This window comes from Actinoplanes sp. CA-051413, assembly GCF_050955795.1.
Classification (GTDB): Bacteria; Actinomycetota; Actinomycetes; order Mycobacteriales; family Micromonosporaceae; genus Actinoplanes.
Map to the genome: position 1 here is coordinate 4,817,794 of NZ_CP192100.1, position 27,000 is coordinate 4,844,793.

Annotated in this window: 28 protein-coding genes; 17 read left to right on the plus strand and 11 right to left on the minus strand. The window is 72.3% G+C overall.

What is annotated here, in order from left to right:
• Nucleotides 1–81: 81 nt before the first annotated feature.
• On the plus strand, nucleotides 82–1,719 hold the full coding sequence (locus ACQP2Y_RS22750; protein WP_433731447.1) for a methyl-accepting chemotaxis protein: 1,638 nt from the start codon (nucleotides 82–84) through the stop codon (nucleotides 1,717–1,719).
• Nucleotides 1,720–1,733: 14 nt separating this feature from the next.
• Here the strand turns inward: ACQP2Y_RS22750 and ACQP2Y_RS22755 are convergent, their stop codons facing one another.
• Nucleotides 1,734–2,504: a glucose 1-dehydrogenase gene (locus ACQP2Y_RS22755; RefSeq protein WP_433731449.1), complete on the minus strand. Its 771-nt coding sequence runs from the start codon at nucleotides 2,502–2,504 to the stop codon at nucleotides 1,734–1,736.
• A gap of 130 nt (nucleotides 2,505–2,634) precedes the next feature.
• Between ACQP2Y_RS22755 and ACQP2Y_RS22760 the strand changes: the two genes are divergently transcribed.
• Nucleotides 2,635–3,519 carry a helix-turn-helix domain-containing protein gene (locus tag ACQP2Y_RS22760; protein WP_433731451.1) on the plus strand — a complete coding sequence of 295 codons (885 nt, stop codon included), beginning with the start codon at nucleotides 2,635–2,637 and terminating at the stop codon, nucleotides 3,517–3,519.
• A gap of 11 nt (nucleotides 3,520–3,530) precedes the next feature.
• Here the strand turns inward: ACQP2Y_RS22760 and ACQP2Y_RS22765 are convergent, their stop codons facing one another.
• Nucleotides 3,531–4,091: a TetR/AcrR family transcriptional regulator gene (locus ACQP2Y_RS22765; protein ID WP_433731453.1), complete on the minus strand. Its 561-nt coding sequence runs from the start codon at nucleotides 4,089–4,091 to the stop codon at nucleotides 3,531–3,533.
• 90 nt (nucleotides 4,092–4,181) lie between these two features.
• Here ACQP2Y_RS22765 and ACQP2Y_RS22770 point away from each other — a divergent pair, with 90 nt between their 5' ends.
• Nucleotides 4,182–4,922: an SDR family oxidoreductase gene (locus ACQP2Y_RS22770; RefSeq protein WP_433731455.1), complete on the plus strand. Its 741-nt coding sequence runs from the start codon at nucleotides 4,182–4,184 to the stop codon at nucleotides 4,920–4,922.
• 960 nt (nucleotides 4,923–5,882) lie between these two features.
• Nucleotides 5,883–6,341, plus strand: coding sequence for a zinc-binding dehydrogenase (locus ACQP2Y_RS22775; protein ID WP_433731457.1), 459 nt, complete (start codon nucleotides 5,883–5,885; stop codon nucleotides 6,339–6,341).
• A gap of 17 nt (nucleotides 6,342–6,358) precedes the next feature.
• Here the strand turns inward: ACQP2Y_RS22775 and ACQP2Y_RS22780 are convergent, their stop codons facing one another.
• Nucleotides 6,359–6,556, minus strand: a complete 198-nt coding sequence (locus ACQP2Y_RS22780) for a hypothetical protein (RefSeq protein ID WP_433731459.1) — start codon at nucleotides 6,554–6,556, stop codon at nucleotides 6,359–6,361.
• Nucleotides 6,557–6,649: 93 nt separating this feature from the next.
• On the opposite strand from ACQP2Y_RS22780, the gene ACQP2Y_RS22785 reads away from it, so the two are divergent.
• The 3 genes from ACQP2Y_RS22785 to ACQP2Y_RS22795 are packed head-to-tail and all read left to right on the plus strand — an operon-like array spanning nucleotide 6,650 to nucleotide 10,005.
• Nucleotides 6,650–7,351 (plus strand): CGNR zinc finger domain-containing protein, encoded by a 702-nt coding sequence (locus tag ACQP2Y_RS22785; RefSeq protein ID WP_433731461.1) that lies wholly within the window; start codon nucleotides 6,650–6,652, stop codon nucleotides 7,349–7,351.
• A gap of 49 nt (nucleotides 7,352–7,400) precedes the next feature.
• Nucleotides 7,401–9,428 carry an amino acid transporter gene (locus tag ACQP2Y_RS22790; protein ID WP_433731463.1) on the plus strand — a complete coding sequence of 676 codons (2,028 nt, stop codon included), beginning with the start codon at nucleotides 7,401–7,403 and terminating at the stop codon, nucleotides 9,426–9,428.
• 19 nt (nucleotides 9,429–9,447) lie between these two features.
• Nucleotides 9,448–10,005 (plus strand): GNAT family N-acetyltransferase, encoded by a 558-nt coding sequence (locus ACQP2Y_RS22795; RefSeq protein WP_433731465.1) that lies wholly within the window; start codon nucleotides 9,448–9,450, stop codon nucleotides 10,003–10,005.
• A 7-nt stretch (nucleotides 10,006–10,012) separates the two neighbouring features.
• On the opposite strand, the gene ACQP2Y_RS22800 is transcribed toward ACQP2Y_RS22795, so the two are convergent.
• Nucleotides 10,013–10,633, minus strand: coding sequence for a TetR/AcrR family transcriptional regulator (locus ACQP2Y_RS22800; RefSeq protein ID WP_433731467.1), 621 nt, complete (start codon nucleotides 10,631–10,633; stop codon nucleotides 10,013–10,015).
• 178 nt (nucleotides 10,634–10,811) lie between these two features.
• Between ACQP2Y_RS22800 and ACQP2Y_RS22805 the strand changes: the two genes are divergently transcribed.
• The 3 genes from ACQP2Y_RS22805 to ACQP2Y_RS22815 are packed head-to-tail and all read left to right on the plus strand — an operon-like array spanning nucleotide 10,812 to nucleotide 14,806.
• Nucleotides 10,812–11,291 (plus strand): siderophore-interacting protein, encoded by a 480-nt coding sequence (locus ACQP2Y_RS22805; protein ID WP_433731469.1) that lies wholly within the window; start codon nucleotides 10,812–10,814, stop codon nucleotides 11,289–11,291.
• Between the two features lie 12 nt (nucleotides 11,292–11,303).
• The gene (locus ACQP2Y_RS22810) at nucleotides 11,304–13,427 is read left to right on the plus strand and encodes a 2Fe-2S iron-sulfur cluster-binding protein (RefSeq protein ID WP_433731471.1); all 2,124 of its coding nucleotides are present in this window, start codon (nucleotides 11,304–11,306) and stop codon (nucleotides 13,425–13,427) included.
• A 23-nt stretch (nucleotides 13,428–13,450) separates the two neighbouring features.
• Nucleotides 13,451–14,806: a hypothetical protein gene (locus tag ACQP2Y_RS22815; protein ID WP_433731473.1), complete on the plus strand. Its 1,356-nt coding sequence runs from the start codon at nucleotides 13,451–13,453 to the stop codon at nucleotides 14,804–14,806.
• Nucleotides 14,807–14,814: 8 nt separating this feature from the next.
• Here ACQP2Y_RS22815 and ACQP2Y_RS22820 read toward each other — a convergent pair whose 3' ends face one another.
• Nucleotides 14,815–15,498, minus strand: coding sequence for a SprT-like domain-containing protein (locus ACQP2Y_RS22820; RefSeq protein WP_433731475.1), 684 nt, complete (start codon nucleotides 15,496–15,498; stop codon nucleotides 14,815–14,817).
• Nucleotides 15,499–15,583: 85 nt separating this feature from the next.
• Between ACQP2Y_RS22820 and ACQP2Y_RS22825 the strand changes: the two genes are divergently transcribed.
• Nucleotides 15,584–16,228, plus strand: a complete 645-nt coding sequence (locus ACQP2Y_RS22825) for a hypothetical protein (RefSeq protein ID WP_433731477.1) — start codon at nucleotides 15,584–15,586, stop codon at nucleotides 16,226–16,228.
• On the opposite strand, the gene ACQP2Y_RS22830 is transcribed toward ACQP2Y_RS22825, so the two are convergent.
• Nucleotides 16,189–16,872: a hypothetical protein gene (locus ACQP2Y_RS22830; protein ID WP_433731479.1), complete on the minus strand. Its 684-nt coding sequence runs from the start codon at nucleotides 16,870–16,872 to the stop codon at nucleotides 16,189–16,191. The two genes, ACQP2Y_RS22825 and ACQP2Y_RS22830, sit on opposite strands and share 40 nt — an antisense overlap.
• A complete protein-coding gene (locus ACQP2Y_RS22835; RefSeq protein WP_433731481.1) occupies nucleotides 16,869–17,354 on the minus strand; it encodes a hypothetical protein in 486 nt (161 codons plus the stop codon). Before ACQP2Y_RS22835 ends, ACQP2Y_RS22830 begins: the two co-directional genes overlap by 4 nt.
• A gap of 129 nt (nucleotides 17,355–17,483) precedes the next feature.
• Between ACQP2Y_RS22835 and ACQP2Y_RS22840 the strand changes: the two genes are divergently transcribed.
• The gene (locus tag ACQP2Y_RS22840; RefSeq protein WP_433731483.1) at nucleotides 17,484–17,819 is read left to right on the plus strand and encodes an STAS domain-containing protein; all 336 of its coding nucleotides are present in this window, start codon (nucleotides 17,484–17,486) and stop codon (nucleotides 17,817–17,819) included.
• 150 nt (nucleotides 17,820–17,969) lie between these two features.
• Here the strand turns inward: ACQP2Y_RS22840 and ACQP2Y_RS22845 are convergent, their stop codons facing one another.
• Nucleotides 17,970–19,622 (minus strand): SulP family inorganic anion transporter, encoded by a 1,653-nt coding sequence (locus ACQP2Y_RS22845; protein WP_433731486.1) that lies wholly within the window; start codon nucleotides 19,620–19,622, stop codon nucleotides 17,970–17,972.
• A gap of 212 nt (nucleotides 19,623–19,834) precedes the next feature.
• On the opposite strand from ACQP2Y_RS22845, the gene ACQP2Y_RS22850 reads away from it, so the two are divergent.
• The 3 genes from ACQP2Y_RS22850 to ACQP2Y_RS22860 all read left to right on the plus strand — a co-directional run bounded on the left by ACQP2Y_RS22850 (nucleotide 19,835) and on the right by ACQP2Y_RS22860 (nucleotide 21,267).
• Nucleotides 19,835–20,167, plus strand: coding sequence for an ArsR/SmtB family transcription factor (locus ACQP2Y_RS22850; RefSeq protein ID WP_360552734.1), 333 nt, complete (start codon nucleotides 19,835–19,837; stop codon nucleotides 20,165–20,167).
• 94 nt (nucleotides 20,168–20,261) lie between these two features.
• The gene (locus tag ACQP2Y_RS22855; RefSeq protein ID WP_433731489.1) at nucleotides 20,262–20,603 is read left to right on the plus strand and encodes an ArsR family transcriptional regulator; all 342 of its coding nucleotides are present in this window, start codon (nucleotides 20,262–20,264) and stop codon (nucleotides 20,601–20,603) included.
• Nucleotides 20,604–20,694: 91 nt separating this feature from the next.
• A complete protein-coding gene (locus ACQP2Y_RS22860) occupies nucleotides 20,695–21,267 on the plus strand; it encodes a hypothetical protein (RefSeq protein WP_433731491.1) in 573 nt (190 codons plus the stop codon).
• 42 nt (nucleotides 21,268–21,309) lie between these two features.
• Here the strand turns inward: ACQP2Y_RS22860 and ACQP2Y_RS22865 are convergent, their stop codons facing one another.
• The 3 genes from ACQP2Y_RS22865 to ACQP2Y_RS22875 are packed head-to-tail and all read right to left on the minus strand — an operon-like array spanning nucleotide 21,310 to nucleotide 24,409.
• Nucleotides 21,310–22,518, minus strand: a complete 1,209-nt coding sequence (locus tag ACQP2Y_RS22865; protein WP_433731494.1) for an ABC transporter permease — start codon at nucleotides 22,516–22,518, stop codon at nucleotides 21,310–21,312.
• The gene (locus tag ACQP2Y_RS22870; protein ID WP_433732033.1) at nucleotides 22,515–23,165 is read right to left on the minus strand and encodes an ABC transporter ATP-binding protein; all 651 of its coding nucleotides are present in this window, start codon (nucleotides 23,163–23,165) and stop codon (nucleotides 22,515–22,517) included. Before ACQP2Y_RS22870 ends, ACQP2Y_RS22865 begins: the two co-directional genes overlap by 4 nt.
• 35 nt (nucleotides 23,166–23,200) lie before the next feature.
• Nucleotides 23,201–24,409 (minus strand): efflux RND transporter periplasmic adaptor subunit, encoded by a 1,209-nt coding sequence (locus ACQP2Y_RS22875; RefSeq protein WP_433731496.1) that lies wholly within the window; start codon nucleotides 24,407–24,409, stop codon nucleotides 23,201–23,203.
• A gap of 90 nt (nucleotides 24,410–24,499) precedes the next feature.
• On the opposite strand from ACQP2Y_RS22875, the gene ACQP2Y_RS22880 reads away from it, so the two are divergent.
• Both ACQP2Y_RS22880 and ACQP2Y_RS22885 read left to right on the plus strand, forming a co-directional pair.
• Nucleotides 24,500–25,207 carry a response regulator gene (locus ACQP2Y_RS22880; protein WP_433731498.1) on the plus strand — a complete coding sequence of 236 codons (708 nt, stop codon included), beginning with the start codon at nucleotides 24,500–24,502 and terminating at the stop codon, nucleotides 25,205–25,207.
• Nucleotides 25,204–27,000, plus strand: coding sequence for a sensor histidine kinase (locus ACQP2Y_RS22885; RefSeq protein WP_433731500.1), 1,797 nt, complete (start codon nucleotides 25,204–25,206; stop codon nucleotides 26,998–27,000). The genes ACQP2Y_RS22880 and ACQP2Y_RS22885 overlap by 4 nt, the downstream gene beginning before the upstream one ends.

Here is a 27,000-nt window from a genome sequence, read left to right on the forward strand (position 1 = left end):
TTACCTGTACCTACCACCGATTCCTGGTCCTGTTTCGCAGATCCGGGAAACGCCTCGTCGCGCCGCTTTCGCTCGTACGTTGTGAGTGACCCCCAGGCGTTCGGGAAAGGCACGGTCATGAAGCTCGGTGGAGCGTTCGACAACGGTTCACTGCGTACCAAGATCGGGGCTGTGGTCCTGACAGCGGCCGTCAGCGGCCTCATCGTCGGGGCAGTGGCGATCACCACGGTGCGCGGCCTGAACACCGAGGCCGCCGCCGCGCAGCGGCAGACCCTGGCGGTGCAGGCCGCCGCCGGGTCCTTCGGCAAGAACATCGAGGCGTTCAGCGGCAACACGTCGACAATGCAGCTCTATCCGAGCCTCAAGGACCGCATCGGCGACGCGATGACGGCCAACAAGCAGGCCATCGCCGACGCGCTGAGCGTGTTGGGCACGAATCTGTCCCAGGAGAACGGCGGAGCCCAGGCCGTCGCCAAGGCCAAGCAGGACTGGGAGGCCTATCTGGCCTTCAACGGCGGCGGCTCCGCCTCGGCGTCGACACCGCCCGCGCCCTTGACCGCCGAGCAACTGGCCGAGGCCGTCAAGCAGTACGACGCCCTCTACAAAGCCGTCGGTGACGACCAGGTGGCCCTGGAGGAGCGGGCGAAGGCCATGTCGGCGGCGAACATCGAGGACTCGGCCGCCCGGGCCCGCAAAGCGGTCTCCACCATCGCGATCGTGCTCGCTGCCGGGGTCCTGCTGAGCGTCCTGCTCGCGGTCCGGGTGGGCAACCGGCTGCGCCGCGCCATGACCGGGGTCTCGCGGCTCGCCGACGGGCTCGCCGACGGTGACCTCACCCGGGAGTCGGGGGTCGACGGCAAGGACGAGGTCGGCCGAATGGCCGCCTCTCTGGACCGGGCGATCAGCCGGTTGCGGGCGGACGTCGTGCAGCTGGCGGGGAACGCGGGCACCCTGAACGAGGCAGCCCAGCAGCTCACCACCGTGTCCGGCACGGTCGACGCGGCCGCGGCGGACGCGGCCGCCCAGGCCGGCTCGGTCGCCTCGGCCGCCGATGTGGTGTCGAACAACCTGCAGGTGGTGTCCTCGGGCTCGCAGGAGATGGGTTCCTCGATCCGCGACATCAGCGTCTCCACCACCGAGGCGTCCGAGGTGGCGGCCCAGGCCGTCGAGGTCGCCACCGCCACCAACGCGATCGTCGCCCGGCTGGGGGAGTCCTCGGCCGAGATCGCCACCGTGATCAAGGTGATCACCTCGATCGCCGAGCAGACCAACCTGCTCGCCCTGAACGCCACCATCGAGGCCGCCCGCGCCGGCGAGCTGGGCAAGGGCTTCGCCGTCGTGGCCGGGGAGGTCAAGGACCTGGCCCAGGAGACGGCCAAGGCCACCGAGGACATCTCCCAGCGGGTCCGCACGATCCAGACCGACACCGACGGCGCGGTCACCGCGATCGGCGAGATCTCGGCGATCATCGAACGGATCAACGGCATCCAGCTCACCATCGCCTCGGCCGTCGAGGAGCAGACCGCGACCACGCAGGAGATGAACCGCACGCTGTCGGACGCGGCGACCGGCGCCAGCAACATCGCCGTGACGATCACCGGGATGTCCGACGCGACCCGGCGTACGACGGACACCGTCTCGGCGACCCGGCACGCCGCCGGTGAGCTCGCCACGACGGCCGGTCAGCTGCAGACCCTGGTGTCCCGCTTCCGCTACTGACCTGGTCCGGGCGGTCAGGCGGTCTGGCCGCCATCGACGACCATGGCGTGCCCGACGGCGAAGGACGCCTCGTCGGAGCACAGCCACAGGACCGCCGCGGCGATCTCCTCGGGCCGGCCCATCCGGCCGATCGGCTCCTGATCGAGCACGGCCTGCCGGCCCTCCGGGGTGTCGCCGAAGACCCGTTCGATCATGGCGGTGTCGACGATGCCGGGACAGACGGCGTTGATCCGGATGCCGGCGCCCGCATAGTCCAGGGCGGCGCACTTGGTCGCGCCGATGACGCCGAACTTGGCCGCGCCGTACGCGGCCCCGCCGGCGAAGCCCCGGACCCCGGCGCCCGAGGACGTGTTGACGATGGCGCCGCCGCCGCGCCGCAGCATCGCGGGGATCTCGTATTTCATGGACAGGAAGACCCCGCGCAGGCTCACCGCCACCACCCGGTCCCACTCCTGCTCGGTGATCTCGGCCGCCGGCGAGGTCGGCTGCTCGATCCCGGCGTTGTTGAAGGCGACGTCGAGCCCGCCGAAGGTCCGTACCGCCGAGTCCACCGCAGCCTCGACGTCCTCGGCGCGGGACACGTCACAGCGCAGGGCGAGCGCCCTGCCGCCGGCGGCCTCGATCAGCCGCGCCGTCTCGGCGTTGGCCTGCTCGTCGACGTCGGCGACCACCACCTCGGCGCCGGCGTGCGCGAAAGCCAGGGCGGTGGCCCGGCCGATACCACCGGCGGCCCCGGTGACCAGCGCGACCTGGCCGGCGAAACGGTCCGTACGGGTGCTGGTCATGGTGATGTCCTCCGCGGTCGACGTCGTCGGAGCTCAGCCAATCCGATGCCGCGGCGGCGGAGGAGTCCCTGACGAGGGGTGTACCGGCAGGGCATCCCAGCCGGCCGCCGGCCGTCGTAGCGTGGTCGGCATGGACAACCGCGCCGAGGTCCGCGAGTTCCTGCTCTCGCGGCGGGCCAAGATCACGACGCGGCAGGCCGGGTTGCCGGACGCCGGCACCCGGCGCGTGCCCGGGCTGCGCCGCAGCGAGGTCGCCCTGCTGGCCGGGGTCAGCGTCGAGTACTACGCGAAGCTGGAACGCGGCGCGATCGCCGGGGTGTCGGCCTCGGTCCTCAACGCGCTGGCCCGGGCGCTGCAGCTCGACGACGCCGAACGCGCCCACCTGTTCCACCTCGCGCACGCCGCCGACGGCACCAGCGCCGGGATGCGCCCCCGCCGCCGCCCGGCGCGACAGTGGACACCGCCGCCCAGCCTGCAGTGGGTCCTCGACAGGTTCAGCGCGCCGGCGATCGTGCGTAACGGCCGGATGGATCTGCTCGCCACCAACCATCTGGGCCGGGCCATGCACGCCGCGCTCTACGAGCGGACGCCGGGCGAGGGACCGCCGAACTTCGCGCGCTACACGTTCCTCGACGACGACTCCCACCATTTCTACCCGGACTGGGACGGTGCCGCCGACACCTGCGTCGCCATCCTGCACACCGAGGCCGGGCGGGATCCCCATGACAAGGCCCTGCACGACCTCGTCGGCGAGCTCTCCACCCGCAGCGAGAGCTTCCGCCGGCGGTGGAGCGCCCACGACGTGCGCTATCACGGGGCCGGCACCAAACACTTCCGGCACCGCGAGGTCGGCGGTCTGGAGCTCGCCTACGAGAGCGTCGACATGATCTCCGAGCCGGGGCTCACCCTCACGCTCTACGCCGCCGAACCGGCCTCACCCACGGCCCACGCCCTCGACCTGCTGGCCTCCTGGACGGCCGGCCAGCAGCACGCCCCCGACTCGCTGACCAGCTGAACGCAGCGACGCTACATCCCTGAGCTGCCGGCGCGCAGGCCGTCGAGCACGATGCCGAGCAGGTGCCGGGCCCGGGCGTCGAACTCCGCCGCGTCGAGGCGGGACAGGTAGCCGATCAGGATGATCACGTCGCGGGCGTCGACGTCGGGCCGGATCTCGCCGGCCGCCCGGCCGGCATCGAGCAGCAGCGTGATGGCGTCGCCGATCGGGCCCAGGCTGTGCGCCGAGAGGTCCTCCGAGGTCGCGACCTCCAGCGCCGCGAACACCCCGCGCTTGACCTGGGCGTACTCCGCGACCCGGTCGAACCAGGCCCGCAGGGCGGTCAGCGGGTCGTGCCGCTCCAGCAGGGTGGCCGCGGCGGCGACCAGGTCGTCGACGTCGGCGCGATAGACCTCCGCGAGCAGGTCGGCCCGGGTCGGGAAGTGCCGGTAGAGGGTGCCCTGGCCGACGCCCGCCCGCTGGGCGACCGCGTTCAGCCGGATGTCGGTATCGCCGGCGATCTCGGCCCGGGCGGCCTCGATGATGCGGGCGCGGTTCTCGGTGGCGTCGGCCCGGCGACGTGCAGGTGTCACCGGTACGTCGTACCACACGCTGGTCAACCGGACACGTGTCCGCTACCGTTGGCACCGAGCGGACACGTGTCCGCATAGAGGGGGCAGCACATGTCAGGCATCACGGGAAAGGTCGTGGCCATCACCGGCGCGAGCAGCGGCATCGGCGAGGCGACCGCTCGGCTGCTGGCGGAACGCGGCGCGCTCGTGTCCCTGGGCGCCCGGCGCACCGAGCGGCTGGACGCCATCGCAGGTGAGCTCCGCGAGAACGGCGCGGCGGTGATCACCTGCCGGGTCGACGTGACCCGGCGCGCCGACGTGGAGGCGTTCGTGGCCCGCACGGTAGAGGAGTTCGGCCGGATCGACGTCCTGGTCGGCAATGCCGGCATCGCCAAGATCGGCCCGATGGCCGACCTGGACGTCGACGGCTGGACGGCGATGATCGACGTCAACCTGCGCGGCGTGCTGAACGGCATCGCCGCGGCGATGCCCGCGTTCCGGCGGCAGGGCCGGGGACACTTCGTCACCACGGTGTCGACCGCCGGCCTGAAGATCACGCCGACGATGGCGGTCTACGGCGGCGTCAAGAACGCCGTCCGGACCGTGCTGGAGGGGCTGCGCCAGGAATCAACCGACGGTGTCATCCGGACCACGGCAGTCTCCCCGGGCTACGTGCGCACGGAGCTGGCCGATTCCATCGACGATCCGGCGGTACGCGAGCTGACCCGCCGCACCATGGCCGAGTTCGCGATCGCGCCGGAGGCGGTGGCCCGGACGATCGCCTTCGCCGTCGAGCAGCCGGACGACGTCGAGATCGGCGAGATCGTCGTGCGCCCGACCCGGCAGGGATGACCGCTGACGCCGTACCTTCGCGGCGTCGTCCGTGCGCTGCTGCCACTGGGCGCGTACGGCGGCGATCTCACCGCGGTGCCGGGCCGCCCAGTCGTCGATCCGCTCGGCGATGACTTTCAGGCCGGCCTCGTACGCCGGGCGCCGGCAGTCCGCGTCGGCGGCGAACCGTCTCTCCAACTCGGCGACTGCCTGACGCCAGGCCGCCGACGCCGGTGCCCCGTCGACGGGGGCGTCCCGGCGGTCGAGTCTGGACACAAAGATGAAGTTGCGGCGCTCGTCGACGACGTACCCGTAGCGGTCGTGCATGCAGGAGCGGTAGTGCCGCATGCCGCGGACGACGGCGGGATCGCGATTGACGGCCATCAGCAGCTCGCTGAAGGCGAGGCCGATCCGGTCCAGCCCGCGCGGCATCTCGACCTGGTGGTACGCGTGACGGCCGGCCTTCCTCCGGCACACGTCCAGGGCGGTCGCCTCTTGCGGGGGAATGGCCGGTTCGTCGGCGGACTCCCGAGCCAGCCGGGCGTAGGCGGCCTCGTTGAGAATGAGGATCCGGGGGCCCGCGGTCAGGGAATCGATGACCGTCGCATGGCCGATGCCGTAGCCGATGGTCATCCGCACGAAGTCCGCACAGGACTCGGCGACGTGGCCGGCGGCGTGCATGCAGGTCGCGATCGCGGTTTCGACCCGGTCGTGCTTGACGATCTCCGACGCCAGTGCCTCCTGGAGGCTGCCGGTGGTCGCGATGGCCAGGGCATCCAGGCGTGCAGCGGTGGACGAGCCGGCCCGCGAGGGCGGGGACACCCCGATGACGAGCACGGTGAGCCAGGTCGACACCGCCAGCAGCCGTCGGTCCACGCCCTGCCAACGAGGTGCGGCGGTGCGGGTGACGCCGGCGGTCAGGTGGTTGCTGACCGGCTCGTGGCCGTTCGCGTCCGGAAGCCCGGGCCCGGCTCGACCTCGATGAACGAGGACGACGTGGCCGCCCGGCCGGCCATCCTCACCACGGAGGAGGCCGCCTCACTCCCGCTGGTCGGCCTCACGGACTGGCAGGCCCTGGTCGAACGGGCGAACCTGCGGCCGGGCCAGAAGGTCCTCATCCACGCCGGGGCCGGCGGCGTCGGCACCATCGCGATCCAGCTGGCGAAACACCTCGGCGCCAACCCCGTCGTCCGGCTGGCCATGGCCGCGCTGAGCTTCCGGGTCCGGCGACGCGCCCGGCGGCACCACGTGCGGTACTCGCTTCTGTTCATGAAGGCCGACGATGACCAGCTGCGCCGGCTCGGCGCCCTCGTCGACGCCGGGACGATCCGGCCGGTGGTGGACCGGGTCTTCGACTTCGGGTCGACCCGTGAGGCCTTGGCGTACGTCGAGGACGGGCGGGCCAAGGCGGGCAAGGTCGTCGTCCGGATGACAGCGTAGCGGCGTACCGGAATCTCTCAGGCCTGTTGCAGGGGGCCGGGGCAGGCCGGGCTGATCCGGTCGGCCAGCCGGTGCAGCGCGCCGGCGGTCCGGATGCGCAAGGCCGCGGGCCGGGGTGGCCGCTCCGGGATCACCGGCGCGTCCGGCAGAGCGGACTGTGCAGCCTCGCGCGCCTGCTGCACGCCCAGTCGTCCGACGGCGTAGTAGATGAGCATCGCTCCTCCTCGTGCTACCGGCTAAACTTGCTTCAGTGGAAGCATACCGGAGATGCTTCCAGCAAAACAGCCTTTGGCAGTAGGTTGGATGCGATGAACGACGTGACCTCGACCGGCGGCGTGGCGGACCTCGTCCGCAACGGCGGCTCGTTGTGCCTGGACTACATCAACACGGTGGAGCCGCGGACCGGTCCCGTGGACCGCGACTGGCTGACCGGATATGCCGACCTGGTGGTGTGGGCCCGGCACGGCGACCTCCTCGGCGAAGCGGCGGCGGACGCCCTCCTGCGCACGGCCGCGGATCGGCCGGCGGAGGCCCGGGCCGCCTTCCGGGCCGCCATCGACCTGCGCGAGGGACTGTTCCGGCTGTTCGCCGCGATCGTCGACGGCACCACACCGGCCGACGGGGACCTCGAGGTGCTGCGGCGGGCCTACGCGGCCGCGACCGAGAACGGCCGGTTGGTGCCCAGCGGCGGCGGTTTCGGCTGGGCCTGGGACGCCGCCGAGTCGCTCGACCGGCCGTGGTGGCCGGTCGCCGTCTCGGCGATGGAGCTGCTCAGTCACGGGCCGCTCGACCGGATCAAGCAGTGCCCCACCGACGAGGGCTGCTCCTGGCTCTTCATCGACGCCACCAAGAACCGCAGCCGCCGGTGGTGCAGCATGGAGGACTGCGGCAGCCAGATCAAAGCACGCCGGCAGACCGACCGGCGCCGCGCCGCCCGCCGCGGCCCCGGCGTCAAGAACGCGTCAGGAAACGGCGTCCCTGGCCGAGGCGGGCTCGGGGAGCCGTCGTAACGTGGTCCGGGCGGTAAGGCACCGCCGTGCGGGCACGGGGAGAGAACTGATGGACACCACCGACGACGTGGCGTCATCCGGCGAGCAGGGCCCGGAGATCCGGTACGCGGTCCCGGCGGTGGTCGACACCCCCACCACGCAGGCAGGCCCCGCCGCCGGACTGCCGCGGTGGCTGCTCAAGCACCAGGTGCAACCCGTGGGCCCGGCGGCCGGGGAGTCCCATGCCGAGCAGCACGCCTGGTGGAAGGTGATGTGCCTGACCGGCGTGGACTACTTCTCCAGCCTCGCCTACGTGCCCGCGATCGCCGCGGCCGCCGCCGGAGCCGTGTCACCGCTGGCCACGCTGTTGATCGTGGCGCTGACCCTGCTGGGGATGCTGCCGATGTATAGGCGCGTCGCCAAGGAGAGCCCGCACGGTGCCGGCTCGGTGGCCATGCTCGAGGAACTGCTGCCGTTCTGGAAGGGCAAGATCTTCGTCCTGGTCCTGCTCGGTTTCGTCGCCACCTCGTGGATCATCACCATCACCCTGTCCGCCGCCGACGCCAGCCTGCACCTGCTGGAGAACCCGCACGCTCCCGGCTTCCTGCACGGCCATGCGGTCGCGGTGACGGTGATCCTGCTGCTGATCCTGGGCGGGGTGTTCCTGCTCGGTTTCAGCGAGGCCGTCAGCGTCGCGATCCCCCTGGTCGCCGTGTTCCTGGGCCTGAACGCGGTGGTCATCGTGGTCGGCCTGATCGAGGTCGTCACCTTGCCGGGAGCCTTCTCGGCCTGGACGACCGCGCTTACCGCGGACGGCGGCGGGTTGGGTGACCTCGTCGTCCCCGCGATCGTGGCGTTCCCGCTGCTGGTGCTGGGCCTGTCCGGCTTCGAGACCGGCGTCAGCATGATGCCCCTGGTGGCCACCGAGGGCGCCGACGCGCAGCAGCGGCTCGCCAACCGGATCCGCAACGCCCGCAAACTGCTCACCGTGGCCGCGGTCATCATGAGCGTCTACCTGCTGGCCAGCAGCTTCGTCACCACCGTGCTCATCCCCGCCGCCGAGTTCGCCGAGGGCGGCGGTGCCAACGGCCGGGCGCTGGCCTGGCTGGCCCACGAACAACTGGGCGAGGCCTTCGGCACCGTGTACGACATCAGCACCGTACTGATCCTGTGGTTCGCCGGCGCGTCGGCGATGGCCGGGCTGATCAACATCGTGCCGCGCTATCTGCCCGGCTACGGCATGGCGCCGGAATGGGGTCGCGCCGTGCGGCCCGTGGTGCTGGTCTACACCGCGATCAGCATCGTCATCACCATCGCGTTCGGCGCCGACGTCGACGCGCAGGCCGGCGCCTACGCCACCGGCATCCTGGCCATGATGGTCTCCGGGGCGTTCGCGGTCACGGTGTCGACCGTACGGCGGCGCAGGCGGCTGCCGGCCATCGGCTTCGGCCTGTTGACGGCCGTGCTGTTCTACGCCCTCGTCGACAACGTGATCGACAAACCCGACGGCATCGCCATCTCCGGACTGTTCATCCTCGGCATCATCGCCGTCTCGCTGGTCTCCCGCATCTCGCGCACCACCGAACTGCGCGCCGACCGGATCGAGTTCGACGAGAACGCCCGGCGGTTCATCACCGACACGATCGCCTTCGACGGCGAGATCAACCTCATCGCCAAGCGCCGCCGGCCCGGCGGAGACAGCGACGGAGCGGAGTATGCCGCCAAGGAACGCGAGCAACGGGGTGACAACCCCGTTCCCGGCGGTGCCGACGTGATCTTCCTGGAGGTCGACGTGGTCGACCCGTCGGACTTCAGCGAGGTTCTCACGGTACGCGGCGTCGAGGTCGACGGTCACCGCGTGCTCCGCGCCGAGGCCCCGGCCGCTCCGAACGCCATCGCCGCGATCCTGCTGGCCCTGCGTGACTCGACCGGAGTCCGCCCGCACTGCTACTTCGCCTGGGCCGAGGGCAGCCCGCTGGTGCACATGATCCGGTACTTCCTGCTGGGTCGCGGCGACACGGCCCCCGTGACCCGCGAGATCATCCGCGAGCACGAACCCGACCAGCAGCGTCGCCCCGGCATCCACGTCGGCGCCTGAGGCAGCCATCATGGTCGGTGTGACCGATCCACAGCTTCGCGAGAGTACGACCCAGCGCCTCATCCTGCGGGTGCCCGAGCCGGAAGATCTGGGGCGGCTGTTCGACCTCTACGCCGATCCGCGGGTGTGGGGGCCGGATCCGCTGAGCCGGCACGAGGATCCGGCGCAGACCGAACGGATGATCGGGAACTGGCGGGCCGCGTGGGAGCGTGACGGCCTCGGCATGTGGACGGCCTGGGACGGCGGCGAGTTCGTCGGCATCGGCGGCTGCTTCGTCCGGTACGGCGTCGCCTGGAATCTCGGGTTCCGGCTGAACCCGCCGTGCTGGGGGCGGGGCTACGCGCAGGAGATCAGCGCGGCGGCGATCGGGGCTGCTGGGCGGCGGCGGCCGGAGCTTCCGGTCACCGCGTACCTGCTGGAAGGCAACGACCAGTCGTTGCGCGCGGTCGAGCGGACCGGACTCGGCCGGGTCTGGCGGGGCCCGGACGCCGGCAACCCCGACCCGAGCGCGATCCGGCTGCTCTACAGTGACCGGCCGTTGACACCGGCGGCGCTGAAGGCCCTCACCGAGAACTGATCGGCCGCTACCGGTCGCCGCGCAGGTAGCGGGTCACCATGTCCACCAGCTCTTTCTCGAACGTCTCGACCGGGATGGTGCGCGGGTCGGCCATGAGCTTGTGCGTGTTCAGCTCCACGGTGAACATGATCAGCTCGGCTGCGGTGTCGATGTCGCGGACGTGCACGTCCGGGTGCCGGGCCAGCAGGTCGCGCACCTGAGCGCCGCGTTCCCTGCTGTGGCGGTCGATCGTCTCGAGCAGCTCCTTGGACATCGGGGCCTCCTCGATCATGATCCGGAGCAGCTGCGGGTCGTCGCCGTGGTTGTCGATCGCGTCGCGGACCAGGGCCCGTACCGTCGCCTCCAGGGTGCCGGGGGAGAGGTCGAGCTGGTCGGCCTGCGTCCAGGCGCCGCGGTCCAGGTGCCGCATGAGCAGCTGGGCGAGGATGGCGTCCTTGTTCGGGAAGTACTGGTACAGCGAGCCGATCGAGATGCGGGCGCGTTCGGCGATGCGGTTGGTGGTGCCGGCGGCGTAGCCGTGCTCGGCGAAAACGTGAGCAGCGGCGGTGAGGATCCGCTCCCGGGTGAGCTCGGCCCGGACCTGGCGGGGCGTGCGACGTGGCTGAAGGCGACGGTCGGCTGACGGCATCGGGGGGCCTCCTGGGGGCGCGGAAAGCGAGTAGCCAAAGACCTGAGCTATTGTTCACAATAGTGTGGTGAGCTGCAAAAACAAGGCCGACACGTGATCCCCCGAGTCCAGCTGCCGGCGTCCCGCTCGATGATCACCCTGGCGGTGCGCGGACGACGAGATCGACATCGAGTTCGCCGTGCACGGTGACTCGCCCCTGTCGTCCTGGGTGCGCCGGGCCGAGCCGGGTGACCCGGCCGGGATCTTCGACATCGGCACCACCTACCGGCGGCCGGAGCACGCGCGGGGCCAGCTGCTCATCGGCGACGAGACGGCGCTGCCGGCGATCCTGTCGATCCTCGAGGGAACACCGCCCGGCCTGGCCACGGAGGTCTACCTGGAGGTGGCCGCCCGGGCCGACATCCGGCCGATGCGGACGCCGGCCGGCGTCCGCATCCAATGGCTGAGCCGCGACGACCAGGACCTACGGCCGGGCACCCTGGCCCTGGCGGCGGTACGCGACGCGCACCTATCGCCCGGCCCCTTCTACACCTGGGTCGCGGGCGAGTCCCGGCTGGCCACCACGGTACGGCGACACCTGGTCAACGACCGCGGAGTGCCCAAGCGGGACATCTCCTTCATCGGCTACTGGCGCCTCGGCCGGTCCGCCCCAGGCTGAGAGGAATCCCTTGTGCAGCACCATGTCCTGACCACGGTCGACGAGATCGAGACAGCCATCGGCCGCCCGGCCCCGATGATCATGCTCAAGCAGATCAGTGCCCTCGACGCGGGCTGCCGGACCATCCTGGCCCGGTGCCCGATCGCGGCGTTCGGCTACCGCACCACCGACGGCACCAGCAGGACGACCTACGTCGGCGGCGCACCGGGATTCGCGCGTGTCCACTCGCCCACGCGGATCTCGTTCTCCCTGGCCGAGCCCGGTGACCCGTACGGTCCGGTCTCGTTGTTCTTCCTCCTGCCGGGCGTCGGCGAGCTCCTGCGGGTCAACGGCACGGTCACCGCACGCCAGGGCTCCGAGACGAGCGTCGAGATCCAAGAGGCGTACGTGCACTGCGCTCAGGCCGTACTCCGGTCCGGTCTTTGGCAGCCACCCGCCCAGCCGCAGCCGGCCGCGGAGATCGCGGGGGACGGGCCTCTGAGCCGGCCCGGCGTCGCCGATTTCCTGGCCGGTGCGCCGTTTCTCGCGTTGTCCACGTGGGACTCGTCCGGCGGCAGTGACACGAGCCCGCGCGGTGATCAGCAGACGGTGGCGCGAATTCTCGACGGCCGCACGCTCGTCATCCCGGATCGCCGCGGCAACAAACGCGCCGACACGCTGCACAACCTGCTGCAGGACGACCGGCTCTCGTTCGCCGCGCTGGTCCCGGGCCGCAGCGGTGTCCTGCACGTCCGTGGCCGCGGCGCGATCACCGGCGACCCGGCGCTGCTGGAGACGATGGCGTTGCGCGGGACGCCCCCGCACGCGGCGCTGCTCATCGACGTCGAGCACGCCGAGGTGACGGGCAACGACGCCGTGGCCCGGTCCCGGCTGTGGTCGCCCGGCGCGCACCTCGACCGCGGCACGGTGCCGGACCTGATGGCGCTGGCGGGGGAGCACCTCGCCGCCAACGCTGACGGTGGCCCGGCCACGTACCTGATGAAGGTTGTCGGGGTGATCCCCGGGATGACGCGGTTGCTGCGGCTGGTGATGAACCGCGCCTACCGCTTCGGCCTGCGCAAGGAGGGCTACGGGGAGATTGCGCCCGCCCCGGGCGGCCGCCGCCGGCGTCGGGCCGAGGTGGGTGATCCGCTGCGGCAGGTGCGGATCACGGAGGTACGCCGGGAGACGCCGAGCGCGGTCACTCTCGTCCTGGAGGACGCGGGCGAGCGCCGCAACGCGTTCGACTTCCGGCCCGGGCAGTTCTTCACGCTGGTCGCCGACATCAACGGCCGGCCGGTGCGGCGGGCGTACTCCGCGTCCTCGGTGCCGGGGTCGTCCCGGCTGGAGGTCACCGTCAAGCGGGTCGAGCTGGGGCGGTTCTCCACCCACGCGCACGGCGGCCTCCGCGCCGGGGACCGGCTCGCGGTGCTCGGCCCCTGCGGGTCCTTCCACACCGAGCCGCAGGCTCCGGAGCAGCTCGTGCTCGTCGCGGCGGGCAGCGGCGTGACACCGATGATGAGCATGATCCGTACGCGGCTCGCGGCTGAATCGGCCGGCGACCGGATCGCGCTGCTCTACAGCAGCCGCGACGCGGTCGAGGTCATCTTCGCTGACGAGCTGGCCCGGCTGGTGAAGGACCACCCCGGCCGGCTGACGGTCACCCATGTCCTGACCCGCCGGGACGGCCGGCTCGACGCCGAGGGCGTGCGGCGGTGGGTTGCCGGTGTGGCCCCGGTTGCGGAGGCTCACTACTACGTGTGCGGGCCGGAGCCGTTGATGGATGTCGTCCAGGGGGTGCTGGCCGGGCTGGGGGTGCCGGACGCGCAGGTGCATCAGGAGCGCTACACCAGCGGGGCTGACACCGGGAACGCGACGACTGTGCCGCAGGAGCTGATCGTCGAGGAGCACGGGCGGCCGGTGGGGACGGTGGTGGTCGAGCCGGGGCAGACGCTGCTCGACGCGGGGCTGGCTGCGGGGTTGCCGATGCCGTACTCGTGCACGGTGGGCAACTGCGGTGACTGCATGGTGCGGTTGCGCAGCGGCGAGGTGAGCCAGAACGAGCCGAACTGCCTGACGCCGGGGCAGTGGGCGGACGGCTTCGTGCTGACCTGCACGGCCTGCCCCCTGTCGAAGGTGACCGTCGACATCGCTTGACGGTCCTCCGTACCGTGTCGACCATGGCTTTCCCGAAAGGACGCGTCCGTAGCGTCCTCCCTGGTCTCCCGGGCCGCGGGCCCGCGGTCATTCTTGTCGCTCTGGTGGCCCTGGTCGGGGCCTGGTACGGCGGCGCCGCGGGCCATCGCGTGGGCCTGGAGCTGGCCCCCGAGCTGCCCAGCGGTGCGGCCGCGGCGCAGATCACCGGGACGGTGCTGCCCGGGCTCAAGGTGTGGGGCGGCGGCGATCCCGATCCGGTCGTCTCGCAGCCGGACGGGGAGGGCATCGAGTACGGCTACGCGACCTACTGGGTGCGCCACAACGACGCGACCCGCGACGTCGGCGGTTACAGCGCCGCGGCGCGGGACCGGCTCGTCGCCGCCGGATGGGACGTGCACGACTTCACGCTCACCGGCCCCGAGAACTACGTCGACGGCGGTCAGGGCACCGGGGCGACGTTCTGGGCGGACCGCTCCGGCCTGGTGCTCGGGTACGACAATTCGCTGCTGACGGGGTTTCCGGCGTACGACTCCGACGGTGGTGTCCAGGTGACGCTGCGCCGCGGCGGTTCGCCCGGGGCGGCGACGGCCGGGTGGGCCGGTGCGGTGCTGGGCGCGCTTCTCGCCTGGTTCCTGGGCGCCTGGGTGAGCCGGACCCTCTCCGGGGTCGCGGGCGGCGCGGCCGTATCGGGCGTGCTGACCGTCGGCATGCTGGTCATGTCGTTGCCGGCCATGGTGATCAGTACCCCGCCGGACCCGCCGGGCGCGTCGCCCTGGTGGGGCGGCGTCGCCTATCTCGGACTCTTCACGACCGTGCTGGCCGCCCTCGCGGCCGCGTTGCTGCTGTTCCTCGCCGGGGCCGTGGCCCTGAGCCGGAGCGTGATCTGGCGCCGGGCGCGCGGGTCGGCCACCGCCGCGCTGCGCCGTCGTCCCCGGGCCGTCCTCGCCGGCCTGGCGGTGGTGGTCGCCGCCCTGGTCACCGCGATCGTCCTGCCGTCGTCGCCGGCCGCGTTGCCCGCGGTCAGGGCGGCGTGCCGGCCGGCGCCCGGCGTGCCGGCCGAGGCCCCGGCGGAGGAGACCCGGGACAGCCTGCTGGCCCACGTGTACGTGGATCCGGCCTCCACGCCCGACGAGCGCAACCTGATCACCGCGGCGATCCGCCGGAGCTGGGCGGGCGACACCCAGGGGATGATCTGGGAGCCGAACGCCGCCGAGTTCCGCGACACCTACTGCGACGGCGGGCCGGTACAGGCAGACGCCGTCGCCGGGCTGCCGTACTTCTTCCCCGTCGACCTGGACGTGGCGAGCGACTTCCCCGCGCTGGTGCGGGAGGTCCAGGGCATGCCGGGTGTCGTCGCCGTCCAGCACAAACCAGCCTGAGCCGGAGGTCAGTCGCGCGTCAGTGGCTGCACCGACGGGAACGCGGCGCTAAGCATGCCGGCGCTGGTCTGCACCTGGTAGCGGCTGCGTCCCCGCTTGACGATCGTGCCGGCCAGCCCGGCGTACCGTCCTGCGCCGGTCAGCCGGACCCGGTCGCCCACCCTGAGCTCGACGGGCACCGGCTCGGGCCGGGGTGCGCGCAGGCGCGCAAGCTCGGCCGTGTAGCGAGGATGCATCGGAGCCGGCTCTCCCCGGTAGGTCCAGGTGTAGAGCGCGGCCAGGTCGAAGGCCGCGGAGCAGACGGCACACGAGCGCACCCGGACCGGCCGGCGATGAGCCGTCGTACGGTGACCCGCCGCGCAGACTCCCTCCCACGCCCCGTCAACCTTCGGTGCGTCGGCCGGCATGCACCGCTGCCCCGAACAACCGATCCGCCGCGCCGCCGCCCGCCACACCCGGTCATGACCGTGCCGCGGACCGACGAGGGCGTGCGCGATCTCGTGCAGCACGGTCTCGGTGACCTGTTCCGGGGAGTACAGGCTCATGAGGTGCCGCGAGAGGCCGATCACCTTACGGTCGGAGTGGCAGACCCCGGCCCGCGTCCTGGCGTTGTCGAGCACCAGCCGCCAGCCGGTGAGCCCGTGCTGGTGCATCAGCCGGGCCGCGAGCTCCCGTGTCTGCGTGTGGTTCAACCGCGATACTCCTCGTCGTGGGTCCTGGCCGCCCGTCGATGGTGCCACGACCGCTTGCGCTCGTCGCGGCTGGCACCATGCTGTCGTGGGCTCGGACTGGACGTGGGAATTACAGGTGCCGGCGGCCGGCGAACCTGCTCTTCGCGAGCTGTATGCGCTGGCCGCCGAGCGGCAGCTGCGCCCGCAGCGTCCGGACGGATTGATCAACCTCTTCAGCAAACCCGAGGCGCATCTCCGAACGGTCGAGGACCCGGAGGTCGCACTGGCCGCCCAGGTAGCGGGTGGAGAGCACGGGCAGCTCTGGGCCGACGGTGCGGTCGACATCTACCTGAGCTGGGACGACGGCACACTGGTGTGGACGTTGGACTCTGTCTTCTGCCATCGCAGCCCGGTGCCGGAGGCCGACACCTTCCGCGAGTTGCACGCTCGCCTGACCAACCTGTGGCTCGCTGCCGCCCAACGACTCGACGCCCACGCCGGCCGCATCCTTGACGAGTGGTCCAGTGAGCAGGTCTGGCAGCTCAGAGGTCCCGGCCGGCCACCAGAGCTCGGCTGGTGGGCCTATCTCGGTCCGGGCCAGCACCTGACAGCACCACCACCGCCGGAAGTGACCGCCAGGTCGCGTCGGCTTCCGAACGGCGCCTTGCTGATCGAACTCCTCGACGACCCGGCCGCGGTCGACCCGCTGCGCTACGAGGAAATCCACTCCAGGTGGCTCGACGACGGCTGAACGCCGGCGCGGAGGCCCTGCGGGCCGATGACGAGGTCGTCGTCCCCGAAGCGCAGCACCAGCCCGGCGCAGCCCGGCTCGCCGTCCGGCGCGGGGATCACAGCCCCGGCGTTGAACCGCTGCCCGACGAACCTGGACAGGACACCGTCGGTCGGGCCGTCCGAGGGGAACGGATCATCCCGCACCAGCCGGAGCTGATCGCCCCGGCCGTGCAGCCCGATCGGCAAGTCGTTCGCGAGCAGCAACCACGCAGCCAGCCCGGACGACTGCTGGGCCTCCGTCGCCGCGTCGAGCCGCAGGCCGATCCTGCTGGTCAGCCACGCGGAGATCATCTGCGGATCACCGAAACCGGCGTACGGCACCGAGCGGTCAACGCCCAGCGCCTGCCCCACAGCGCGGGCCGTCGCCTCGTGGACGTCGCCCGTACCGGTGTCCATGTCAGTGGTGAACACCTCGGTCACCGTCACCCGGGCCGGCTGATCCTGCAGAGCGCACCGAGCGCCCAGCTCAGCCTCCCTGCGGTGGTGCTCGTCGACGTCCACGATCACCTCGACCGAAGCCGTCTCCGACGGCGCCACCTCGACACTGACCCGGGCGAAGCGCGCCGATCGCCCGGTCTGGCGCAGCAGCCGGAAGGTGGTCATCGGGCTTCCCGGGCCCGCAGCCGCGCCACCGCGGCCAGGATGTCCGCACGGTTGCGGCGCGACTTGAGCCACGCCGGCAACTTCTCGATCAACGACATCGAGCATCCTCCGTACGGGCCGCGCTCACGCAGGTCAGCGGCGACGAACTCGGCCAGCAGGTCCAGATGGGCCCGGTTGTACGCCCACAGCCGATGCCCCCGCACGGTCGCCGTGAGCCACAGCGGCTGCCGGAAGAACGGGTCGACGGTGGCACCCCAGCACGACGAGCGGTTCCGGGGCGACCAGGTCGCCGTGTGCCCGCACGCGCGGCACACCAGCCGCCGCGGCCGGGTCGTCGGCAGCTCATCGGCGGCCGGATCCGCGATCACTTGGGCGTGCGCGGCACAGCGCGGGCACACCACGTCGATCGGGTGCCCGGCCAGGTTGTACAGGGAGTAGTCCGACGTCGGATCGCGGAAGCGTGACGCCCGGGCGGCCTTCATGCGGTGGACGGTACCGCCAGGACCGGTCCCGCCACCGCTGCATTTCCCGCCACCCCATCCCATCACTTTTGGTGACCTCGACTGGACCGGAACGTGACCTTGTGCCATCGTCGACGGGTGTCATTGTTGATGCGCGCTGAGTTGCTCGATCAAACCGTCGTGCTGGCTCTGTCCGGCGCGGTGGTCTATCAGAATCCGGAGCAGATCCCCGGGGCGGTGCGGGCGGCGATCGTCCGGTGGGCGCCCGAGGCGATCCTGCTCGATCTTGCCGACGTCCGAGTGCTCGACGCCGCCGGGATCGCGGCGCTGCTGGACGGCCACCGCGCGGTCAGCTGGGCCGGTATCTCCTTCGCGCTGGTCAACGTCGATGCGTTCGTGATGGGTCAGCTGCGCGACGTCGGCGTGGCCAGTCTCATCCGGGCCCAGCAACCGGCGGAGGAGGATCGGGCCACCGTCGACGTCTGACCTCGGCCCGTCACAGCGCCCGGACCAGCCCGGCCACCGCCTTTTCGACCGCGGCCCGGCGGTCCCTGGTCGATTGCCCGTGCAGGAGGATCACCGGCACGTCCTCGGGCTTCGGCCGCCGCCGGACCGAGCAACTGCTCGAACTCAGGGTCAGTTCGAGGGTGGCAGGCGGTGCTGCAGGAGGTGGCTGCGGGCGTACGCGATAGCACTGGGCGTGTCGGCGAACACGTACCCGTCGCGGCGCAGGTGCTCGGCGACGCCGAGCGTGCTCAGCACCTCCTCGTGGCTGGTCGCTATGCCCGAGAGCAGCACGGTGATGCCGCGTCGTTGCAGCCGGGCGATGGCATCGCCGAGCACGTGCGCCCCGGTGGCGTCCACGGTCGACACCCGCGACATGCGCAGGATCACCACCTGGGCGTCGGTGATCTCGGACAGTTGCAGCAGGAACGTGTGGGCCGCGCCGAAGAACAGCGGTCCGTCGAGGCGGTAGGCCACGATGTGCTCGGCCAGCAGGGCGTGTTCCTCGGAGCTGTGATCGCCCTGCTCCAGGGGGATCTGTTCGATGCGGGCGGTGCGGGCCACCGCGCGCAGGGCCAGGACGATCGCGACGGCGATACCGACCACCACGGCGGTGACCAGGTCGAAGGCCACGGTCACGGTGAAGGTCAGCACCAGCACCAACGCGTCGCGGCGGGTGGACCGGGCCAGCGCGAGCAGCGACGCCGCCTCCACCATGCGGACGGTGGTGGCCAGCAGCACCCCGGCCAGCGCGGCCAGCGGGATGTGCTCCACCAGCGGGGCCGCCGCGAGCACGATGACGGCCAGCGTGGCGGCATGGGTCAGTGACGCGAGTTTCGAGCGGGCGCCGGCGCGGACGTTGACCGCGGTGCGGGCGATCGCCGCGGTCGCGGGGATCCCGCCGAACACGGGGGAGACCAGATTGGCCAGCCCCTGACCGAAGAGTTCGCGGTCGGGGTCGTGGCGTTCGTTGACCGTCATGGCGTCGGCGACCGTGGCCGACAGCAGGCTCTCCAGCGCGGCCAGCGCCGCCACCGCCACCGCGGCGGGCAGCAGCGTTCGCACGGCGCCGAGGTCGAGGAAGTCCAGCGACGGAGCCGGTACGCCCGCGGGCAGGCGACCGATGCTGGGCAGTGCGATGGGCGTGACCTCGACCAGGATCGTGGCGGCGGCCACTCCGACGAGGGAGAACGGGACGCCGGGGCGTACCCGGGCCCCGAGGAGCATCAAGGCCGCGACGCCTAGAGCCACCGCGACGGCGGCCGGGTGCGGGTGGCGGGCGAAGCGGGTCACCGCGTCGGCGGCGACCGCCCACACCTTGTCGCCGTGCGCGCCGGAGACGCCGAGGGCAGCCGGCACCTGCTGGAGGGCGATGACCACGGCGATGCCCGCGGTGAAGCCTTCGATCACCGGGGTGGGCAGGTACCGCACGTAGCGGCCGAGCCGCGCCACCGCCAGCCCGATCAGGATCACCCCGGCCATCGCGCCGACCATCAGCACCCCGGCCGCGCCGACCTGCGCGACGACCGGCACCAGGACCACCGTCATCGCCCCGGTGGGCCCCGACACCTGCAGGTTCGAGCCGCCGAACACGGCGGCGACCGCGCCGGCGACGATGGCGGTGACCAGCCCGGCCTGCGCTCCCAGTCCCGACGTGACGCCGAAGGCCAGTGCCAGCGGCAACGCCACCACGGCCACCGTCAGCCCGGCGACCAGGTCGGCGCGCGGCGCGCGGCGCACCGCCACCCAGTCGGCGCGCTGCGGAAGCAGCCGGACGAAAGGCACGGACCCGCCCACGGCACCCTCATCTCACGCCGGCCACTGCCACGTCATCTCGCGACTTGCCAACATTAGCAATTACGCAAGACGATAGTCACAGGGCACCGGTGGACCCGCGGTCGCCCGCGCGGTGACCGTCGTGGAAGCATCAGCACAGCGCAGGCCGCGACCGCGACCCGCCGCGTGCCGGCGGGGGACTGAGGACCGAGGTGGTGACGGTGAGCCGACCGCTGTACCAGTTGAAGGCCGAGTTCTTCAAGACGCTCGGTCATCCCGCGCGCATCCGGGTGCTGGAGCTGCTCAGCGAACGCGAGCGCTGCGTGGCGGAGATGCTCCCCGAGGTGGGCATCGAGCCCGCCCACCTGTCCCAGCAGCTGGCCGTGCTGCGGCGGGCCAACCTGGTAGTCACCCGCCGGGAGGGATCCACCGTGTACTACGCCCTGACCAGCCCGCACGTCGCCGAGCTGCTGGCCGTGGCGCGGCAGATCCTGTCCGGTGTCCTCAGTGGCCAGGCCGAGCTGCTGCGCGACCTGCACGCCGACCCGGCGTAGGCGCCCCGGTCAGAGTTCGAGGGTCCGCTCGATGGACCGGAGCCGGTGCCGGGCCATGGCCAGGTTCGCGCGGTCCCGGTTCAGCGCCAGGTACATGAACAGGCCCTTGCCGGACCCACCCGTGACCGGCCGGATCAGGTGGTACGAGCTGCTGCAGGCGGGCCCGCTCCCGGTGCGTGACCTGCTCGCCGAGATCGACGTCGAATCGTCCACCCTGTCGCAACACCTCGCGGTCCTGCGCCGGGCCGGCGTCGTCGCTTCCTTCCGCGACGACGGTCTCGTCCTGTACGCGCTCAGCACGCCCGCCGTCGCGGATCTGCTCGCCGCCGGCCGGCGCATCCTCGGCGCGGTCCTGGCCGACCGGGACGGCTTGCTGGCCGAGCTGCGGGCCACCACATCGCCGACCGCAGGCGCGAACGCACCAAGGTTCCGATGACCCGGCGAGCAACCTGACACGTTCCTGACTTCGGCTTGCCAGGCTCCTTGCGCCCGGGACCGTCCCGGGCGCGGGAGAGAGAGGCAACCCGATGCGGAGAAGTCACCCGCTGCTGGTGACGGTCGTGGCGCTGGCGGCTTTGTCGGCCTGTGGATCGTCCGAGCCGGCCGCCGACAAGTCGTCCAAGGTGGCCACGTTGGCCAGCCCCGAGGCCAAGGCGTCCGCCTCGGCCAAACCGGAACGCCCGCGGGAACGGCTGGACGGCACGTCCGAGGAGTTCGAGGCCATGCTCGGGCCGTACGAGAAGTGCCTCAAGGAGCACGGCGCGCTGCCCAAGCGGGAGTGGTACAAGGACAACGAGCAGCCGGACCCCAAGACGATCACCAAGCTGGCCGACAAGGCCGAGGCGGCCGACCGGATCTGCAATCCGCTGTACTACCCGCTGCCGCCGTGGGAGAAGGACCCGGCCAACCCGGAGGCCCGGGACTTCGCCCGCGACGTGGTCAAGTGCCTGAAGGGCAAGGGCGTGAAGTTCGTCGCGACCGGCGACAACGGCATCGACATCGCGCTCGGCGGCGACCAGAACGACAGCCGCTCGATCAGCAAGGGCCTGGATCTGATGCCCGAGTGCGAGCGTGAGGTCGCGGCCAAGGCGAAGAAGTAGCGTGCCGGGCGACGGCCGGATCCCCGGCCGCCGCCCGCCCGTTCAGACGGTGGCGAGCGCTTGCGTCGGGGTCAGGCGCGACGCCCGTACGCAGGGATAGACGCCCGCCAGCACTCCCACGACGATCGCCCCGCCGATCCCGAGCACCGCCGAGCGGGCCGGGACCACCAGCGGCCAGTCCTGCCAGGCCGCGTACCCCATGGTGGCGAGCAGGCCCAGGACCGTGCCGGCCAGTCCGCCCACCGTGGCCAGCACCACTGACTCGGTGAGGAACTGGCCGCGGATCTGGCCGCGGGTCGCGCCCAGCGCGCGGCGCAGGCCGATCTCGGAGCGCCGTTCCAGCACCGAGACGACCATCGTGTTGGCCACGCCGATGCCGCCGACCACCAGCGCCACCCCGGCCAGGGCCAGGAACAGCACCGAGAAGCTGCGTTCGGTGGCCCGTTTGGCGGCCAGCGCGTCGGACGGCCGGGTGATCATCACCGCGCCGGGCCGTTCCGCCGAGATGGTCTCGGGCAGGACGTCGCGTACGGCCTCGATCTGGGACTCGTCGCTGCGCACGTAGAGCACGGTCGGGTGGCCGTCGAAGGCGAGCTCGGTTTTCGCCGACGGCCAGCCGACCAGCACCGAGCGGTCGATGTCGGGGGTCAGCGGCGTGGTGGCCAGGATGCCGACCACGGTGAACCTCCGGTCGGCGATCATCACCTGGGGCGACGGCGCACCGGCCGGCAGCCCGGTGATGCCCAGCCGGTCGGCGGCGACCGAGCCGAGCACCACGGCCGGGAACTTCTCGGTGACCGCGGTCAGCCAGGCACCCGACCGGATCCGCGCGTTGATGATGGGCAGCAGGTCGGTCCGGGTGGCCAGCACGGTCAGGCCGGAGCCGTCCCTCGGGTCGGTGCGGTCGTTGCGGCGTACCACGGTGTGGGTGTTGGCGACCGCGCTCGCGCCGGTGACCGGGCCGATCCGGCGGACCATGGCCACCGCCGACTCCGGCAACCGGGCCGGCGGGTCGACGTCGGGCAGCGCCATCGCCTGCAGCGTGTTGGTGCCCAGGGCGCTGAGCTCGTCGACCAGCGCGGCCTGGCTGGACGCCGGGATGCCGGTCACCACGATCATCGTGGCGATGCCGATCGCGATGCCCAGCCCGGACAGGGCGGCCCGGGCCGGCCGGGTCCGCAGGCCGATCATCCCCAGCGCGAGCAGATCCATCGGGGCCAGCCGGGCCGGGCGGACCGAAGCACGGCTCATCGGTGCACCGCCCCGGCGTCGCGGACCAGGCGCCCGTCGCGGATCTCGATCTGCCGTGGCAGCGAGGCCGCGATATCCCGGTCGTGGGTGATCAGCGCGATGGTGGTGCCCTCCTCGTTCAGCCGGTGCAGCAGGCTCAGCACGGCCTGGCCGTTGGTGGTGTCCAGGGCGCCGGTCGGTTCGTCGGCCAGTACCAGCGACGGCTGGTTGACCAGCGCTCGGGCGATCGCCACGCGCTGCCGTTCGCCGCCGGAGAGCTCGTGCGGGCGGTGCCCGGCGCGGTGGGCCAGGCCGACCCGGGCCAGCGCGTGCCGGGCCCGCTGCCCGCGGTGGCGGCGGGGCACCCCGGCGTAGAGCAGGCCGGTGGCGACGTTCTCGGCCGCGCTGAGGCCGTCGGTGAGGTGGAACTGCTGGAAGACGAAGCCGATCTCGCGGGCCCGCAGCGCCGACAGGTGCCGGTCGCTGAGGGTGGCCACGTCCTGCCCGGAGATCCGGACCGTGCCCGAGGTGGGGCGGTCGAGCGTACCGATGATGTTCAGCAGGGTCGATTTGCCCGACCCGGACGGGCCGACGATGGCCACCATCTCGCCCCGGGCGATGTCCAGGCTCACCCCGTCCAGGGCGGTGACGCCGCCGGGATAGCGCATGCTCGCGTCGCGGACGCGCAGCACGGGTTCGTCCGTCACGACGCGACCACCACGTCCGTGCCCGGGGCCAGACCGTCGCCGCTGATCTCGACCCAGCCGTCGGCGAACATCCCGGTCTCGACCGCGACCAGTCCCTGCGGGCCCTGCACCGCGTAACCGCCCTCGGTCAGCGCGATCAGCGCCTCGACCGGCGCGGCCAGCACGTCCTCGACGGTCCGGCCGGCCACGTTCACCTGGACGTCCGCCGAGTCCAGGCCGGCGATGGCCTTCGGGTCGTCGACGGTCACCGACACGGTCATGGTCGGTGCGCTGTCGGCCACGCCACCCTCGGGGGCGGCGAGGGTGCGGCCGACCGAGGAGATCTTGGCTTTGACCGTACGCTCGTCGGGCAGGCTCACGGTCACGCGCTTGCCCCGTTCCAGGACGGCGGCGTCGCCGAGCTCGGCCGGCACGGTGATCACCTTGCGGGTGGAGGTGACCGACATCAGCGGGGCGTTCGCCGGGGACCCGGGCTGCACGGCGAGCGAGTCGACCCGGACCGCGCCGGGCAGCACCTCGACGTCGCCGACCGCCACCTGCCCGGTGACCGGCCGGCCGAGGTCCTGCTGCCACTTCTTGATCGCCGCGGCCAGCCCGGTGGTGAGGACGCTTTCGCCCGACTTGACCTGGACCTTCGTGCCGGCTTGCGGGGCCTTGCCGGCGGCGGGCGTGGGGGATGACGGTGCCGGCCGGGTCACCCGCTCGCCCGGCGCCGGTTGGTGGCCGATGCCGTACCCGAGCGCCCGCAGGTTGTCCGCGATGATCCGCACGTCCCGGCCGACCAGGTTGCGCCCGGCGATCGGCCGGTAGAGCGGCATCTTGCCGTAGAACAGCGTCACCGGCTTGTCGTCGGCCCGGAACAGCTGCTTGCCCCGCTTGATCGTGGCGCCCACGGCCGGCAGCCAGGTCACCGTCGCCTCGGTGTGTCCGGAGAGCGGGCGGGGCGCCCCGAAACCGATGCTGCCGTTCAGCTGCTTGGTGGTGGACAGGTCCCGGCGCTCCAGCTTGACCGTCTCGACCGCCGAGGGCGCCTGCGCCGCGGGCTTCCCGGACGCCCGGTGCCGGGTCAGCACGACCCCGGCGACGACCGCGAGGACCGCGACGACGAGGCCTCCGGCCAGCCATTTCACCGCACCGCGGCGCCGCCGGGGCGGGTCCGGGACGAGGGGGATCACCTCGGTCGGGGAGTCGAGCTTCGGATGCATGCCGACGAGCGTCGCCGGAGATCGTTAGGAAGCTGTCAGGTATCGCCGAGGATCCCGCCGCGCGTGCCCGGCGGGCCTATCATCGCCGCCATGCGTGCCCGTGTCCTGGTTGCCGACGACGATCCCCGCCAGGCCGAGGTCGTGCGCCGCTACCTGACCGCGGCCGGCCACGACGCGCACGTCGTGCACGACGGCCGGGCCGCGCTGGACGAGGCCCGGCGCCGGCGACCCGACCTGGTGGTGCTCGACGTCATGATGCCCGGCCTCGACGGGCTGCACGTGTGCCGCACGCTGCGCGAGGAGTCGGACGTGCTGGTGCTGATGCTGACCGCCCGCACGGCCGAGGAGGACCTGCTGCTCGGGCTGGAGCTGGGCGCCGACGACTACCTCACCAAGCCGTACAGCCCGCGGGAGCTGATGGCCCGGGTGCGGACGCTGCTGCGGCGGGCGTCGCGGGGCGCCCCGGCGCCGGCCGGTCCGGGGCTGCGCCGGATCGGCCGGATCGGCGTCGACCCGGCCCTGCACCAGGTCACCGTCGGCGACGAGCCGGTCGAGTGCACCCGCGGCGAGTTCGCCATCCTGGCCGCCATGGCCGAACAGCCGGACCGGGTGTTCACCCGGGCCCAGCTGCTGCACCACACCCGCGGGATCGACCGCAGCTCCACCGAGCGGACCATCGACGTGCACGTGATGAACCTGCGCCGCAAGATCGAGACCGACCCGCAGCGGCCCAGCCAGCTGATCACCGTCTACGGCGTCGGCTACCGGCTGTCCGCCGGCGCGGCGGAGACCGGATGAGCCGCGGCCGGGTGCCGCTGCGGCACAGCCTGGTGACCCGGCTGCTGGTCACCTCCGTGCTGATCGCGATCGCCGCGACCGCGGCGACGGCCTGGCTGGCCGCCAGCACCGCCACCCGCGCCATCCGGCAGGAGCAGGGCCGCTCGCTCACCGAGGACAAGGGCGTGTACGACATGCTCGTCGGCTACGCGGCGACCCACGCCGACTGGTCCGGGGCGCCGGCGCTGATCCGGGCCCGCTCGGCCAAGCTGGGCCGCCGCATCACGCTGATGACCGCGGACCGGGTGGTGATCGCCGACTCCGGCCCGGGGCCGTCGCTGGTGGCCGCCCGGCCGTCGGCCACCGTCGACCCGCTCAACCTCGACCTGGCCCTGACCGGGGGCACCGAGCGCATCGACGAGCGGGCGGTCGGCCCGTTCCGGCTCCCGGCCGGCGAACGGGCCGAGCTGCGGAAGATCGCCGAGGATCAGCTCAGCTGCGTGCGCCGGATCGGTTCGGACGGCCGGATCAACGAGCTGCCGAACGGCCGGCCGGCGCTCACGGTGAACGGCCCCGACAAGGTCACGGCGGCCTGCGCCACCAAGATGCCCGCGTTGACCAGGGCCGAGGCCAAGCCGCTGGGCAAGCTGGGTGCGCTGGTCACCCGCTGCGCCGGCCCGCCGCCGGGTTACGAGCTCGGCGTGTGGCCCGACTTCTCGACGTACGTGCAGAAGGTCGACCCCGCCGACCTGAAGGACCCGGAGGTCGCGCCCGCGCTCAGCCCGCGGGAGCTGTTCGACCTCGGCAACAAACGGGCCACCGCCCGCATCCGCGGCTGCGTCGAGAAGTCGCGGCGGGCCGTGCTGCAGCCGTACGTCGCACCGCCCGCCCTGCTGTTCGTCACCGACCCGGACACCGGCTCCGACCAGACCCGCTTCACGCTGTCCCGGCAGAACACGATCCGGATCGTGACGACCACCGGCGGCGTGCTGCTCGCCACCATCCTCATCACCGTGCTGGTCGGCCGCCGCCTGATCCGCCCGCTGCGCGCCCTCACCGACGCCGCCGACCGGCAGACCCCGGCCCGGGTGTCCACCCAGGACGAGATCGGCCGGCTGGCCCGCGCGCTGAACGACTCGGCCGAGCGCCGCGACCGGGCCGAGGCCCAGCGCCGGGCCATGGTCAGCGACGTGGCCCACGAGCTGCGGACCCCGCTGACCAACATCCGCAGCTGGCTCGAGGCCGCCCAGGACGACCTGGCCCCGACCGACGGGCAGCTGCTCGAGCTGCTGCACGAGGAGGCGGTGCTGCTGCAGCACATCATCGACGACCTGAGCGACCTGTCCGCGGCCGACGCCGGCACGCTGCGCATCCACCCCGAACCGACCTACGTCCGGGACGTGCTGGTCCAGGCGGTGGACAGCCAGCGCGCGCCCGCGCACGCGGCCGGCGTGGGGCTGGCGATGGAGGTCGACGGCGACCCGGTGGTGTCGGCTGATCCGGTACGGCTGCGTCAGATGGTCGGCAACCTGGTGTCCAACGGCATCCGCTACACCCCGCGCGGCGGCTCGGTCACGGTGGGCGCGCAGGGCTCGACGATCACCGTACGGGACACCGGCGTGGGCATCGCCGCGGAGAACCTGCCGAAGGTCTTCGACCGCTTCTGGCGCGCCGACGAGTCCCGCAGCCGGGCGACCGGCGGCAGCGGCCTGGGGCTGGCCATCGTGCGCAAGCTGGCCGACGCGCACGGCGGCACCGTCGAGGTGGACAGCACCCCGGGCAGCGGTACGACCTTCACCATCAGACTGCCCTGA